This window comes from Chitinophaga sp. CF118 (assembly GCF_900112615.1).
In the GTDB taxonomy this organism is placed as follows: Bacteria; Bacteroidota; Bacteroidia; order Chitinophagales; family Chitinophagaceae; genus Chitinophaga.
On the sequence record NZ_FOMK01000003.1, the window covers coordinates 200,279 to 214,052 of the forward strand.

13 protein-coding genes are annotated in these 13,774 nt (G+C 42.4%); 4 read left to right on the forward strand and 9 right to left on the reverse strand.

The window, feature by feature from the left end; all coding sequences use genetic code 11:
- Positions 1-26 precede the first annotated feature (26 nt).
- Positions 27-1,247 (forward strand): hypothetical protein, encoded by a 1,221-nt coding sequence (locus tag BM176_RS13195; RefSeq protein ID WP_090103698.1) that lies wholly within the window; start codon positions 27-29, stop codon positions 1,245-1,247.
- Between the two features lie 10 nt (positions 1,248-1,257).
- Here BM176_RS13195 and BM176_RS13200 read toward each other — a convergent pair whose 3' ends face one another.
- A complete protein-coding gene (locus BM176_RS13200; protein ID WP_090103700.1) occupies positions 1,258-1,668 on the reverse strand; it encodes a response regulator in 411 nt (136 codons plus the stop codon).
- 5 nt (positions 1,669-1,673) lie between these two features.
- A complete protein-coding gene (locus BM176_RS13205; protein WP_090103702.1) occupies positions 1,674-2,936 on the reverse strand; it encodes a sensor histidine kinase in 1,263 nt (420 codons plus the stop codon).
- 619 nt (positions 2,937-3,555) lie between these two features.
- Between BM176_RS13205 and BM176_RS13210 the strand changes: the two genes are divergently transcribed.
- Entirely contained in the window at positions 3,556-3,783 is a 228-nt protein-coding gene (locus BM176_RS13210; protein ID WP_090103704.1) for a DUF3820 family protein, read from the forward strand.
- A gap of 22 nt (positions 3,784-3,805) precedes the next feature.
- On the opposite strand, the gene fabF is transcribed toward BM176_RS13210, so the two are convergent.
- Positions 3,806-5,065, reverse strand: coding sequence for a beta-ketoacyl-ACP synthase II (gene fabF, locus BM176_RS13215; RefSeq protein WP_090103706.1), 1,260 nt, complete (start codon positions 5,063-5,065; stop codon positions 3,806-3,808).
- A gap of 38 nt (positions 5,066-5,103) precedes the next feature.
- A complete protein-coding gene (locus tag BM176_RS13220) occupies positions 5,104-5,655 on the reverse strand; it encodes a TetR/AcrR family transcriptional regulator (RefSeq protein WP_090103708.1) in 552 nt (183 codons plus the stop codon).
- Positions 5,656-5,755: 100 nt separating this feature from the next.
- On the opposite strand from BM176_RS13220, the gene BM176_RS13225 reads away from it, so the two are divergent.
- Positions 5,756-6,235 (forward strand): DinB family protein, encoded by a 480-nt coding sequence (locus BM176_RS13225; protein ID WP_090103709.1) that lies wholly within the window; start codon positions 5,756-5,758, stop codon positions 6,233-6,235.
- Between the two features lie 103 nt (positions 6,236-6,338).
- A complete protein-coding gene (locus BM176_RS13230; RefSeq protein WP_090103711.1) occupies positions 6,339-7,523 on the forward strand; it encodes an aminotransferase class V-fold PLP-dependent enzyme in 1,185 nt (394 codons plus the stop codon).
- 54 nt (positions 7,524-7,577) lie between these two features.
- Here BM176_RS13230 and egtD read toward each other — a convergent pair whose 3' ends face one another.
- The 5 genes from egtD to BM176_RS13255 are packed head-to-tail and all read right to left on the reverse strand — an operon-like array spanning position 7,578 to position 13,765.
- A complete protein-coding gene (egtD, locus tag BM176_RS13235; protein ID WP_090103713.1) occupies positions 7,578-8,573 on the reverse strand; it encodes an L-histidine N(alpha)-methyltransferase in 996 nt (331 codons plus the stop codon).
- 7 nt (positions 8,574-8,580) lie between these two features.
- Entirely contained in the window at positions 8,581-9,753 is a 1,173-nt protein-coding gene (gene egtB, locus BM176_RS13240; RefSeq protein ID WP_090103715.1) for an ergothioneine biosynthesis protein EgtB, read from the reverse strand.
- A gap of 11 nt (positions 9,754-9,764) precedes the next feature.
- Positions 9,765-11,333: an ABC transporter permease/substrate-binding protein gene (locus BM176_RS13245; RefSeq protein WP_090103717.1), complete on the reverse strand. Its 1,569-nt coding sequence runs from the start codon at positions 11,331-11,333 to the stop codon at positions 9,765-9,767.
- Positions 11,308-12,324 (reverse strand): ABC transporter ATP-binding protein, encoded by a 1,017-nt coding sequence (locus BM176_RS13250; RefSeq protein WP_090103719.1) that lies wholly within the window; start codon positions 12,322-12,324, stop codon positions 11,308-11,310. The genes BM176_RS13245 and BM176_RS13250 overlap by 26 nt, the downstream gene beginning before the upstream one ends.
- Before the next feature lie 55 nt (positions 12,325-12,379).
- Positions 12,380-13,765: a mercuric reductase gene (locus BM176_RS13255; protein ID WP_090103721.1), complete on the reverse strand. Its 1,386-nt coding sequence runs from the start codon at positions 13,763-13,765 to the stop codon at positions 12,380-12,382.
- Positions 13,766-13,774: the final 9 nt, after the last annotated feature.

The window sequence follows — 13,774 nt, forward strand, 5'->3', positions numbered from 1 at the left end:
TATTAATTTTATTCAAAATGCCGACGATGGACCTGGAACTACAGAAGCAAGACTTACTCGAAAGATGGAAGCATGCATTTAATGAAATTGAGCTTCTCCAGCAATACAAGGATAAAATACAAACTGAAAGATATATTCCCGGTTTCAGATACGATCTGAAAGATTATGATACTCCCCTTTTCCTGAAACCCGAAGAAAAACTCTTTCCCGAAGCCCGGTCCCGCGAAATCAGTGATTATCATTTCTATGGTTTTACCACAGATGGTATGCCCTGTTACACTTCTTTCGGCCACAGGGTAAGTAAAGTAAACTGGCAAGGCTATTATAGCTATAGTAAGAACCTGGTAGAGTATATTGAATTCTGTATGGAAACGGGGATTCCTTCCACGATTAAACGTTTTATTTACGAAGATGGCGAAAAAGCGATATTCCAGTCTTTATCCGTAAATAGCCGGGGAAGTATTCCAATCTATAAAGGCAGCCCTAAAGAAGAAATTATTGCCGGTATAATAGATGATCAACATTCTCTGTTCTGCACGGTTGAAAAATATACAACTGAAAATGGGAAGATACTGAAGGCAGATTGTATTGCTATTGCACCTGGTGCAGGAGAATACAGGTATGCAGAGGTATACAGGTATGATGAGAATAATAAACTGGATGAGATCCGCACAGTGTACGAAGATGGAAAAACGTCGCTGGCTTATGTGCAGTTGAATAAGAATATTGATATCAACCAGTTATCTTTAGCCGTCTCTGAAAACATGGCATCGGCTATCATAGATACCCTGCAGGAATCCAGGATAGAAGTGCCTTTATCATTGTTGGAAATAAACTATAAATCTATAACGGAATATATGCCATTGCTTACGCCGCGTTCTCTTGCTTTTACAGAGGAGATCTCGCGTAATCACGAAGAGGAAGATATTTTCGATTTGATCTTTTTATCTACAGAAGTCTCCCATGCTTATATGGAGATTAATCCAGCCGGTTTTGAGCGTCTTTTCCGTCAGTTTATTCAGATTGTGGAGAGAGAAGAGAAATGGGATCTGGGTACCGCTATGCTTAGAAGAGTAGCCTACCTGTTAACAACTAATAAACTGAATAATAAGATCCCTGTAAGCAATGAATTTGCAGCTTATGCCATTGATTGGGAGTCAGAAATGGAAGAGTTTGAAGATATCCTGCTGGAATGCGGTTTATCCGGTTCCGTTATTTCTTCCTGGAAGGAGAGAGGTTGGCTGTAACAGAAGCTAATTATCCGCGGATAAAATACTGGGAAAGTATTTCTTCCAGTACAGCCGTTGTTAACGGCTTACTTCTGAAACCCGCGATAACAGGATTATCTGTAGCACGTTTCTTATCATCGGGATTAAGGGAAGTAGTTAGCATAACGACTACCACCTTACATCTCTCCTCATCATCCAGTTTAGAGTATTCGTCCAGGAATTCCCAACCATTCAACCCGGGCATATTGATATCCAGAAGGATCAATTCGGGTTGCTGGCAGGCATGTTCCCCGCATTGTTTAAGATAAGCCAGCGCATCGGCCCCATTCCAGGCCACTTGTACATGTTCTGCACAGTCCAGCTTCTTAATAACCATTTGGTTGATATAATTTGTAATCTCATCATCTTCCACAAGTAGGATGGAATTTAGTTTCTTCATACAATTTATACTGAAAGAGTAAAATAAAATTGACTACCTCTGCCGGGGGCTGATTCCACCCAGATCTTTCCATTATGGAGTGTCACGATTTTCTTACAATGAGCAAGGCCTATACCTGTACCCTCATATGCCTGCTTGCTATGCAAACGCTGGAAAATCTCAAAGATTTTTTCTTTGAACCGGTCTTCCATTCCAATCCCATCATCACAGAATGAGAAAAGCCATCCATCATCAGTTTTACTTGCAGAAATATCAATGGTGGGCGGCTGTTCGGCTTTTTTAAATTTGATAGCGTTGCTTAGCAGGTTCTGGAATAATAATTTTAATTCCATTGGATAAGCATCCACTACAGGAAGGTCTTTCGCTCTTATTATTGCCTTACTATCCTGTATTGCCTTGCGTAGATCCACTTTTACAGTTTCCATCACTTCATTGCAGTCTACCTTTTCCGGAATTCGTTCTTTTCCTATCCGGGAATAATCCAGTAATCCTGTAATCAGCTGGCTCATACGGTTGGATGATTGCAGGATAAACCGCAGATAGGTATCTGCATTCTCGTCAAACCTACCCGAGTATTCCTCCAGCAGTAGTTCTATAAGGCTGCTCATAGAGCGTAATGGCTCCTGCAGGTCATGAGAAGCAATGTAAGTGAACTGCTCCAGTTCCATGTTCTTGTTCTCTAGCCTCTCTATGTATAGACGTTTGTTATCTTCAGCTTTCTTTTTTTCTGTCAGGTCCCGGGTGATCTTTAAAAAACCGTTTATATTTCCCTGGTTATCATGCAGGGCTGTGATGGTCACTATTCCCCAAAAAGTCTTTCCACTTTTACATACGCGCCAGCCTTCATTCTGTACACGCCCTTCGCTGATAGCTATACCAATTAGTTTTTCCGGTAAGTGTTCCGCCCTGTCTTTTTCTGTATAAAATATTCTGAAGTTCCTGCCAAGGACCTCGTGGGCTAAATATCCTTTAATGTATTCGGCCCCCTTATTCCAGTTCAGAATATTGCCATCCAGATCGAGCAGCAGTATGGCATAATCCTCTACTTCTGCCACCATATTATTATACCGCTCTCTGGATCTTAATAATTGTTGCTCAGTTACTTTTAGGGAGAGTTCTGCCTTCTGCAGTTTTTTGCCCAGTATATGTATACCAGTATGTAGTTCTGTAGTATCTCCTATTATATCATCAGAAGATCCCTCAGAGTTGACATAGTATTGCACTATTTCAAGTAACGCTTTAGGGTTTCCTGTTTCCCCGTACTCCATAATAATCTCTGTTTAACATTCAAAAACTATTCTTATAAGGAGTAGTAAAACAAAAAAACGGTTACAGCCACAAATGGGCTGTAACCGGGCTTTCTTGAATTACCACTCTTCTGGGGGGATGCTTAAATCAAAAAGTTTACAAAAATGCAAAATGAAAGATGCCTTTTTGTCTTCTATTATATGTATAGGTTGAAATATATCACAGATGTTAGCTCTCATGTAATTTGAAAACAATGCAATCGTAATTATGTATATTTTATTTAATTCGCTGATTTATAGTATATATTGTCCCTTTTAACCTCTTATAGATATAGATAAATTGTAATAATAAAGGTATTTACGTAGTAGGATTTCTTTTGGATTTAAAAAAGATGGGAAAAAAGGGATTTTTTTTCGGGAGAAGAAATTACGGTCAATGTTCTTTAATCTACTATTAATTTTAAGCAATTTAATATTAACAAACTGATCTACTGTTCCTGTTGAAATCGATGCATCTATTCTTAACGAAATGTGGTAACTGGGTTTCTTCTTAAATTCCCTGTTGAAATCGATGAACTATCCTTAGCGAAAGGTAGTACCTGGTTTTTATGTAACTGATTTTTCATCTTATATTTGTCCGATGGAACTGATACAACCCGATCCGGAAATATTTAAGCAGCTGGTTACCATGAAAATGCCTTATGGTAAATACAAGGATGTATTACTTTGCGACCTGCCAGTTTCTTATCTGGAATGGTTTCAGCGCAAAGGCATGCCCCAGGGTAAACTGGGGATGCTATTGAGTACGATGCTTGAAATTAAGATGAATGGGCTTACCGGGTTGCTGACGCCTTTAAAAGGAAAGTAGGCGCCAGCAGGAGCCGGATAAATCAGATTACTTCTCTGAACAGTACAATGCCATTATGCCCGCCAAACCCAAAGGTATTGCTCATGGCTACACGCACTTTCTTTTCTATAGCTTTTCCCAGCACGATAGGCATCGTTGCAGGAATAGTTTTGTCCAGTTCTGTTGTATTAATAGTAGGAGGTATAATGCCGTCCCTGATGCTTAGTATAGCAGCAATGGCTTCAATAGCGCCGGCAGCTCCCAACAGGTGACCTGTCATGGATTTGGTAGCGCTGATAGATAAGTTCTTAGGATTTTCTCCGAACAGTTTCATGATGGCAGAGATCTCACTCAGATCACCTACTGGTGTAGAGGTAGCATGTGCATTCAGATAATCTACATCCTCCGGTTTCAATCCTGCTTCATTCAACGCATTCTGCATGGCTCTTAATGCACCCAGTCCTTCTGGATGGGTAGCCGTCATATGATAAGCGTCTGCTGTCATGGAAGCACCCACTACTTCTGCGTAGATATGAGCGCCTCTGGCTACAGCATGTTCATATTCTTCCAGTACCAGGGCACCGGCACCTTCGCCCATAATAAAACCATCTCTGGTTACATCAAATGGTCTGGAAGCGGATGCAGGATCATCATTTCTGGCAGACATGGCCTTCATAGCACAGAAACCTCCTATAGAAGCCTCTGTTACAGGAGCTTCAGAACCACCTGTAATAATCACTTTCGCTTTACCCAGGCGGATATAATTCAGCGCATCCATAATAGCGGTATTGGATGTTGCACAGGCAGAAACGGTGGTATAGTTGATGCCCATAAGTCCGAAACGGATGGAGATCATACCAGAAGCCATGTTGGTAATGAATTTAGGCACAAAGAAAGGATTGAACCTCGGATTAAAACCACCCTGTGTATATTCTTTTACCTGTTCTTCAAATGTTTGCATTCCTCCTTGTCCGGAACCCCATATTACACCACTGTCAAATGGATCCATTGTAGAAAAATCCAGTTTGGCATCGTCTACAGCCTGTTGTGCCGCAATCAGTGCATATTGTGTAAATGGATCAGTTTTACGGATGTCATTCCTGTCCAGCAAGGTGGTAGGATCATAATTCTTCAATTCACAGGCAAACTGTGTTCTGAAACGTTCCGGATTAAATCGCGTGATACGGGCAGAACCACTGACACCGGTTTTAAGATTATTCCAGTAGTCAGCTACGTTGTTGCCTATAGGAGTAAGTGCGCCTAAACCGGTGATAACTGCTCGTTTTAACGTGTATGTTTCCATTCTCTATTGACTGATTGTTAGGTTTTCTGATTAAATGTTTATAAAAGATCGTTTAATAATTGTCTGCTCATCTTATCGAACACTTCACTACCCATTACTCTTGATAAGAGAAGGGAGGCAAGCAGGTCGGATATTACCAACAAGGCCCTGTTATATGCTTCACCGTCAAAATGAAAAAGATCTCTGTTGCGCCCGTGTTCCAGACACAAAGTTGTCCACTCCAGTACATTCTCACTCATCTGCTGTACTTTTTCCTGCATAGGAGCTGGCAAGGTTTCATAATCAGGAGAAAGGGAACCCATCAGGCACACAAAGCCTTGCTTGCTTTTTTGATTGAAGGTATCAAATAAGAGTTGCAGTTGCTTATCTTCTGGTAAAGTAGCCCATTTTAGTTTATTGGTAGCTAATTTTTCTATTTCCTGCTCAATAACTGCGATTCCCAGATCGGCTTTTGATGGGAAATAGTAGTGTATTGCCGCATTTTTAATCTCCAGGGGATCAGAGATGTCCTTGTAACTGAAAGCATTAAACCCCCTGGTTTTAATCAGCCGGTCGGCCAGCTCAATAATTCTTTCTTTTGTGTCCTGCATAAATAATATAGCATGGATCACAAAATTACTTACTTGTAGGTAAGTAAGCAAATTAAAATTTCCCTGGCATCTTTATTGGGGAATTGGGGTAAATTTTTTTATGTCAAAAGCTAATAAGGAACTGGTAAAATCACTTAAAGAATTATTAACCGGCGGAAATGCACATGCTACTTTTGAAGATGCGGTAAAACAACTGCCTGCAAAACTGCGTGGGGTAGTACCGGATGGAATGCCTTATAGTATTTGGCAACTGGTAGATCATATTCGTATTACCCAATGGGATATTCTTGAGTTTTCGCGCGACCCCAAACATACTTCGCCATCCTGGCCGGAAGGCTACTGGCCTGAGAAACCGGAACCTCCCAGCGAAGCTGCCTGGAAAGATGCACTGCACCAGATCAAAAAAAATAATGAGGAATTCATTACCTTGCTTGAAGCTCCCGATGTTGACCTGTTTGCACCTTTTTCACATGGTGATGGGCAGCACCTTTTAAGGGAAGCCCTGCTGATCGGAGATCATACAAGCTATCATACAGGAGAGATCATCGTACTCAGAAGATTGCTGGGAGCGTGGAAATAGGTTTTGCTGGCCGGAGATCATACCAGCTATTGTACGAAAGAGATCTTCAGATTAAGAAAATTACTGGTCGCATGGAAGTAACCCTGTAACTATAAACCCTATTATGGATATTGAACAACTAAGGGCGGACACGCCAGGCTGTAAAACGAAAGTACATTTCAATAATGCCGGATCTGCTTTAATGCCTGCTCCTGTGATACACGCAATACAGGATTATATTACACAAGAATCCCTGACGGGTGGATACGAACTGGCTGCCTTACGGGCTGCGTCCAACAATCGCTTTTATGTTGCTGCTGGCCAGCTGATAAATACCGCTGCTCATAACATTGCTTTTACATCCAGTGCTACCAACTCTTTTGCAAGGGCATTATCCTGCGTCCCTTTTGAAAAAGACGATGTAGTAATAATTGCAAATGAAGATTATTCCAGCAATCAACTGGCTTTTCTATCATTACAACAAAGAATGGGAATCCGGTTGCTGCGTGCTGCCAGTTTGCCGGAGGGTGGAGTAGATGTAACAGATATGGAACGTCTGATCCGCCAGCATCATCCCAGGTTAGTATCATTGACGCATGTGCCTACAAATTCAGGGTTGGTACAACCGATAGCGACTATTGGAAAGATATGCAGGGAACTGGATATTCCTTATCTCGTAGATGCCTGCCAGTCGGTGGGACAAATGCCCCTTGATGTGGAAGAGATCCAATGTGATTTTTTGTGTGTAACCATGAGGAAATTTCTTCGTGGCCCGAGAGGTGCTGGCTTTCTGTATGTGTCTGACAACATTCTGGAAAAGAAATGGTTACCGCTCTATATTGATATGTATGGTGCAGAATGGACGGGCAAAGACGTATTCGAACCGGTACGGGGTGCAAAACGTTTTCAGGACTGGGAACAACCATATGCCTTTCTGGCTGGTAGTCTTGCAGCTGTTGAATATGCTTTGCAGATCGGAATTCCTGATATAGCGGCACGCAATAAAGAACTTTGCGATAAACTGAGACCCGCATTACAGGAATTACCTGGTGTACGGTTACTGGATAAAGGTGCAGAGTTGTCCAGCATCATTACATTGTCTGTTCCATCTGTTAATTCAGACTGGTTACTGGATACTTTACGCAGGAAGAATATCAATACATCTGTCAGTACTCTTAGTGGTGCATTTATAGATTTTGAAAGTAAGGGAGTAGACTGGGCGTTGCGAATTTCTCCACATTATTATAATACAAATGAAGAGTGTGACATATTATTGGAAGCCCTAAAAGAAATCCTGCATAAAATTTAATTAAAAAACCCGATACCATACGGCATCGGGTTTTTTAATATAAATTTATAAATCTTAACTACACAACCACAAGCAATCCACAAACCATTTCTTTGTATCAAAGAAATTAGCCACAGGTTTAAACCCGGAATGCATAGCCAGTGTTTCTGTTTCTGCAAGACTGTATTTCTGTGAAATTTCCATATACACAGGTTCATGCGTTGCAAAGTCAAAAGACTGTGTGCCGATATTTACCCTTTGATCTTCCAGGCTTACCAGGTAACTCTTACAGGCACCTGTGCCAGGATCATAAGTAGGGTAGTGTTCAAATTTAGTGAGATCAAAGTCTGCACCTAATTCGTTGTTAATACGCCGCAACAGGTTCAGATTAAAATCACGGGTGATACCTGCAGCATCATTATATGCATTCAGAATAATCTGAGGATGTTTCTTCAGATCGAACCCGATGAGTAGTAAGTCGCCCGGTTGTAGGTGACGCCGCAACTGCCGGCAGAACTTCTTGGCTTCCGGAGGCGTGAAGTTTCCGATATTACCGCCCATACACAATACCACTTTGCTTTTTGCGGATAATATGTTAGCCTGATGCAGCATCTCAAAATACTCACCATTCAATCCGTGTAACTGCAGGGAAGGTAATTTACCCGGTAGTGTTTTTTCCAGCTGGTTAATAACGTTGCCGGATATATCAACAGGGTAATAGGTTACAGCCTTATTTGTTTTCTGTAATTGCTGTAACAGGTGAATTGATTTGGTAGCATCACCTGCACCCAGTTCTACCACATCAAAATGAGGGGTGTAGGTACGTATTGTCTGGCTGATTTTTGCAGACTGCTCCCGTAATATTTCCATCTCACAATTGGTGGGATAATATTCAGGACAGTGCATGATCTGCTGAAAAAGGTGATCCCCTTCCGCATCATAAAAATATTTGGAATCAAGATACTTATCTGTAGCTGAAAGTCCACGTATCACATCCTGGTAAAATACTTCCCTGGGCTCCTGTTGTTCAACACGTGCAGATAACGAATTTATTACGGTGGTGGTTGCCATAACAATATTATATTAGGTTAAATAAGTGCTGTTTTGCCAGCCTGATACCGGTAAACTGCCACCTTAAAGAAGGATGGAAAAAGTTCCGGTAGGTGATACGGCTGTGATTAGGAGGTGTTACCTCAGAACCACCACGCAATACCATCTGGCTTATCATAAATTTGCCGTTATATTCTCCAATAGCGCCAGGTGCTTTGGTAAAGCCGGGGTAGGGCAGGTAGGCACTTTCTGTCCATTCCCATCGTTGTCCCCATGATAATTGAGGCGCTGCTGCTTCCCATTCGAACTCTGTAGGTAACCGCATTCCTTTCCAGGCGGCATAAGCGGCAGCTTCGTAATAGCTGATATGACAAACGGGTGCATCTGGTGTAACAGGTTGTAATCCCTGCCAGGTATAATGTTGCCATTGCCCATTCAACTGATGCCAGTACAGCGGAGCGGTTACCTGGTTTGTCTTTACCCAATCCCAGCCTTCTGCATGCCAGTGACGGAAATCGCTATAGCCGCCTGCTTCCATAAAGGCAAGGTATTCGGCATTTGTCACCAGCTTTGTGCTGATGGCATAATCCTGTAAGTATACAGAATGTCTTGACAGTTCATTATCAAAACAAAATCCTTTCCCTTCATGCCCAATCTGGTAAACACCTGCTGGCATAGAAAGAAAATCATCATCCCTGGAAGTATCCACTGGCGTACCTGCTTTGTTTTTATCGTAGGCAGGTAATAAGGGGTTATGTCCCAGGATATATTTGATATCTGTATAGAGGAGTTCCTGATGTTGTTCTTCGTGGTTTAGTCCTAACACAATCAGTGTTTCCAGTTCCGGTGTAACAGGAGAATCCAGCAAAGTATGCATAGCATTATCCACATGCTCACGGTAACGCATCACATCTTCCACTGCTGGACGGCTCAGGTTACCACGGTCTGTGCGTACTACACGTGTACCTACAGATTCGTAATAGCTGTTAAATACAAAATTGTAATCAGGATCAAACTCTGTATAACCCGGCAGGTGAGGCTTTAGCAGAAAAGTCTCAAAAAACCAGGTAGTGTGGCCGAGATGCCATTTCGGCGGACTAACATCCACTATTGGCTGTACTACGTAATCTTCTGTTTTGAGAGGCGCGCAGATATAAATAGATCGCTTCCTCACCGTTTCATAATCATTTCTAAGTTGCATATACCTGGTGGTTAGTGATGCACTAAATATTTTGTAAGGTCGGAAATAGATGTAATGTTAAGCGTAACAGCCTGCTGCCTGCGCATCATTAAGGCATATGTATTATTGAAGCCGATAGGAGCCAGCCACCTGATATTAAACCGCCTGGTAAATTCTCCTGCAACATAATCATATACTTTCTGATTATCTCCGATCAGGGAATCAACAACCGGCTGACCGGCCTGTAATAACACCAGCAAACCGGTGCCGGTATATTCCGGGTAAAGATCTATCTGACCATTGGTAAGTGCTTCAAAACAGATCTTAGTGCCTCCCAGGCCGGTCTTTGTAATAGCTTCTATATCAGTGTAGCCATTCACAAGCATCTTATACATGTTAGCTAATATATACCCATCTCCAAATATTTTAGCACCAATACGAATACTTCCTTTAGTTCCATGTTTTTCCGGCTGCCATAAGTGACTGGCTACCAGGAAATCTTTTGCTACCACTGCCGGATCCTGTTTCAGATAGTCCACCCGGTAGTTGAGCTCAGTCATAATACTATCATTAATTATACCAGACAATTTATTCAGCACACTTGTCAGTTCCGGATACTTATCAAGAGTTTCCTGCCGTACAATAGGCGCCGCATAATAGGGTGGAAAAATGTGTTTATCATCTTTCAGTACAATCAGGTCATATGCCTTTACACGCCCGTCCGTACTGCTTCCGCTAATTACATCCAGTTTCTTTTCATAAGCAGCCTTATACATTATCATATCACTGATTACCACCGTCCGGATCTTTAGTCCGTAGATCTTTTTTAATCCCAGGTTACCATCTTTCCGGCCCATGAATTCCGGCGTAAAGCCTGCCACAAGCTGCGTACCGTATACAGTTGGCAATAAGTAAAAAGACGATAATATCAGCAACAAAAAAGGGAATATGTACAAGCTTTTCTTAACCTTACGCAAATTGAGCCGTTGCATCCTTGATAAAATCCAGTCAAAAATGATTGCCAGTAAGGCAGCAGGCACTGCACCTGCCAGGATCATATTGGTATTATTCAGAGCAATACCTCCGAAAATGAATTCTCCCAGTCCACCAGCGGCAATATATGCTGCCAAAGTGGCGACCCCTACATTAATTACTGTCGCGGTGCGGATGCCTGCCAATAATACCGGCATAGCCAGTGGAAGCTGTACTTTAAACAGGAGTTGCTGCTTACTCATCCCCATTCCTATGGCAGCGTCTGTCACGGTAGGATTCACCTGTTGAATACCAGTATAGGTATTGCGGATAATTGGTAACAATGCGTAGAGGAATAGCGCAACGATGGCAGGTTGAGCACCTATGCCCAGCAATGGAATCATAAAACCCAGCAGTGCTATACTGGGTATGGTCTGTAATACCCCGGCAACACCGAGTACAGTACCTGCCAGTTTTTTCCTGCGTGTAATCAGGATACCGAGAGGTACACCTATCAGTACAGCCAGGAGTAATGAAATAAATGTTAGTCCGATATGCTGCAATGTTTGTTCCAGCAGCTTGCCGGATTGCTGTTGTACAAACTCAATGAAGCTCTGTTGTTCTTCCATGTACCCTTGTTTGCTTGTATTGTTTTACTGCATCCATTAATGCATTTGTGTTGAGCTCTGCTATACCATTGTCAAATTGAACGATAGTCATCTCCCCGGCAGTTGTTTGTTCAAGGGCTTCCCAGCATGAGTTGCCGCCATTGAGAGGAACTGCTATTTTGAATTCGGGTGTCAGGTTGCTTTCTATAACCCCGTTTTTTAGTTGATCGGTTCCTGTTAACCAGGGTCTGATATCTGCCAACTTCAGTGCTTTCAGTTCCAGTAGTAATCTTTGTTCGTGAAAGAAGGAGTGCACAAAATCATTTGCAGGTGCAAATAATAGTTCGGCTGGTGTACCTATCTGTTGAACAATCCCTTTATCCATCAGGCAGATGTAGGTGCCCAGTTCAAATGCTTCCTGCACATCATGAGTTACGATGATTACGGTTTTGCTGTGCACCTCATCGAGTGAGCGGAATTCCTTTCTCACACTGGCCCTCGTAACAGGATCCAGTGCTCCGAATGGTTCATCCATCAGCAACACAGGAGGATCTGCGGCTAGTGCACGTGCAAGCCCTACGCGTTGTTGCTGTCCGCCACTCAATTGCTGAGGATAGGCATGCAGATATTCAGATACCGGTAGATGCAGCTTCTCCATCAGGATAGCTGTTCGGTCAATAATCCGTTTTTTGTCCCACTGCAGGAGTTCAGGTATGATAGCAATATTCTCTGCAACAGTGTAGTGAGGAAACAAACCGTTATCCTGGAGTACATATCCGATACCTCTTCTCAGTGTTTCCGGTTGCTGTGTAGTCACCGGTGTACCGTTAACATAAATGTTACCGCTGCTGGAGTCTGTCAGCCGGTTAATCATCCGTAGTGTTGTCGTTTTACCACTTCCGCTTGTGCCCAGTAATACCATCGTTTCTCCGGTGTTCACCTCAAATGAAACATTACTGACAACCGGCTTTCCGTTGGTGAATGATTTACTTACATTTTCGAGTCGTATCATAGGCCCTTATTGGGTATTTGAATACTCAGATTGTTACCCGCAAGTAAAATATAACTTAATCGGTTATTGTAGCAAATAAGTTATTCAGAGATTCTGTATAAAGAGGATGTGCAAAAATCATATCCCTGAGTTGTGCAGCTGTAAATCCTCCCAGCATAGCCATCTGGATCACAGACATTACTTCTCCTCCTTCTTCACCCAGTATGGCAGCGCCCAATATTTTATCCGTGGCAGCATCTACGATAGCTTTCATAAAGCCTTGTGTATGGCCTGTTTCAATGGCTCTTGCTACCCTGGTCATTGGTAAACAGGCAACCTTAACATGATAACCTTTTTCAAGGGCTTCTTTTTCCGTAAGGCCAATACGCCCTAACTGAGGATCTGTAAACATACAGTATGGTATGGGGCGATCTTTGATAGAAGTAACTTTTTTATCCACCAGGTTCTTAAATAATACAAGGTGATCATTATAGGCAATATGTGTGAATGCCGGTCCTCCTTTCACATCTCCAAAAGCAAAAATTCCGGGAACACCAGTTTCCAGTTTATCATTTACAGTAATATATCCTTTTTCATCTTTAAGGATTCCTGCTTTATCCAGTTGAAGGGCTTTTGTTTGTGGTTCCCGTCCGGTAGCTATCAGCAGGTGAGAACCTGTGATGGCGTGTGATTGTCCATTAGCATTTAACTCTATCCGGATTACATCATTGCCTGCCAGTTCTACCTTTTTTACCTGTGCATTCGTATGCACTGTAATACCGGATGCTTCAATAATCTTTTTCACTTCTGCCGATACATCTTCATCTTCACGTGATAACAATTGTGACGCTGTTTCAATGATCGTCACCTGGCTGCCGAAACGGCGGAACATCTGTCCGAATTCAAGGGCTACATAACTGCCTCCTAATATGACAAGGTGGGAGGGAAGTGTTTTATTATCAAGCAGGGTGGTACTGGTGAGGTAGGGAATGGTATCCAGTCCTGGAATAGCAGGGATCTTTGGCAGTGCGCCTGTATTGATCAAAATATAATCCGCCGTGATTTCTTCCAGGCTTCCATCTTTTAATTGAACAGACAATGTTTTATTTCCGGTAAAAGCGGCTTCTCCGTAAATAAGGGTAAGACCTTCCGTTTTTTCCAATCCCTTTTCAGAACCAGACCTGAAGCGAAGTACTACTTCATTCTTACGGTCAATAATCTTTTCCAGGTTCACTTTACAATCGCTGACAGTAATACCCCATTCCTGGCTATGTGAGATAGTATATGCTGCTTTTGCACAGGCTACCATGGATTTGGTAGGCGTACAGCCGTCATTTATACAGGTCCCACCGATCCATCTCTTTTCAACCAGGGCTGTTTCCCAGCCGGCATTTGCCAGTTTTTTCGCAAGCGGAGTACCACCCTGGCCGGAGCCAATGACAATTGCATCAAATTTCTTCATAAAGAATAG

What these genes read in the sequence shown, in the direction of transcription:
- BM176_RS13195 (WP_090103698.1), top strand. Translation starts at nt 27, where the DNA reads ATGGACCTGGAACTACAGAAGCAAGACTTACTCGAAAGATGGAAGCAT.
- BM176_RS13200 (WP_090103700.1), bottom strand. Translation starts at nt 1,668, where the DNA reads ATGAAGAAACTAAATTCCATCCTACTTGTGGAAGATGATGAGATTACA.
- BM176_RS13205 (WP_090103702.1), bottom strand. Translation starts at nt 2,936, where the DNA reads ATGGAGTACGGGGAAACAGGAAACCCTAAAGCGTTACTTGAAATAGTG.
- BM176_RS13210 (WP_090103704.1), top strand. Translation starts at nt 3,556, where the DNA reads ATGGAACTGATACAACCCGATCCGGAAATATTTAAGCAGCTGGTTACC.
- fabF (WP_090103706.1), bottom strand. Translation starts at nt 5,065, where the DNA reads ATGGAAACATACACGTTAAAACGAGCAGTTATCACCGGTTTAGGCGCA.
- BM176_RS13220 (WP_090103708.1), bottom strand. Translation starts at nt 5,655, where the DNA reads ATGCAGGACACAAAAGAAAGAATTATTGAGCTGGCCGACCGGCTGATT.
- BM176_RS13225 (WP_090103709.1), top strand. Translation starts at nt 5,756, where the DNA reads ATGTCAAAAGCTAATAAGGAACTGGTAAAATCACTTAAAGAATTATTA.
- BM176_RS13230 (WP_090103711.1), top strand. Translation starts at nt 6,339, where the DNA reads ATGGATATTGAACAACTAAGGGCGGACACGCCAGGCTGTAAAACGAAA.
- egtD (WP_090103713.1), bottom strand. Translation starts at nt 8,573, where the DNA reads ATGGCAACCACCACCGTAATAAATTCGTTATCTGCACGTGTTGAACAA.
- egtB (WP_090103715.1), bottom strand. Translation starts at nt 9,753, where the DNA reads ATGCAACTTAGAAATGATTATGAAACGGTGAGGAAGCGATCTATTTAT.
- BM176_RS13245 (WP_090103717.1), bottom strand. Translation starts at nt 11,333, where the DNA reads ATGGAAGAACAACAGAGCTTCATTGAGTTTGTACAACAGCAATCCGGC.
- BM176_RS13250 (WP_090103719.1), bottom strand. Translation starts at nt 12,324, where the DNA reads ATGATACGACTCGAAAATGTAAGTAAATCATTCACCAACGGAAAGCCG.
- BM176_RS13255 (WP_090103721.1), bottom strand. Translation starts at nt 13,765, where the DNA reads ATGAAGAAATTTGATGCAATTGTCATTGGCTCCGGCCAGGGTGGTACT.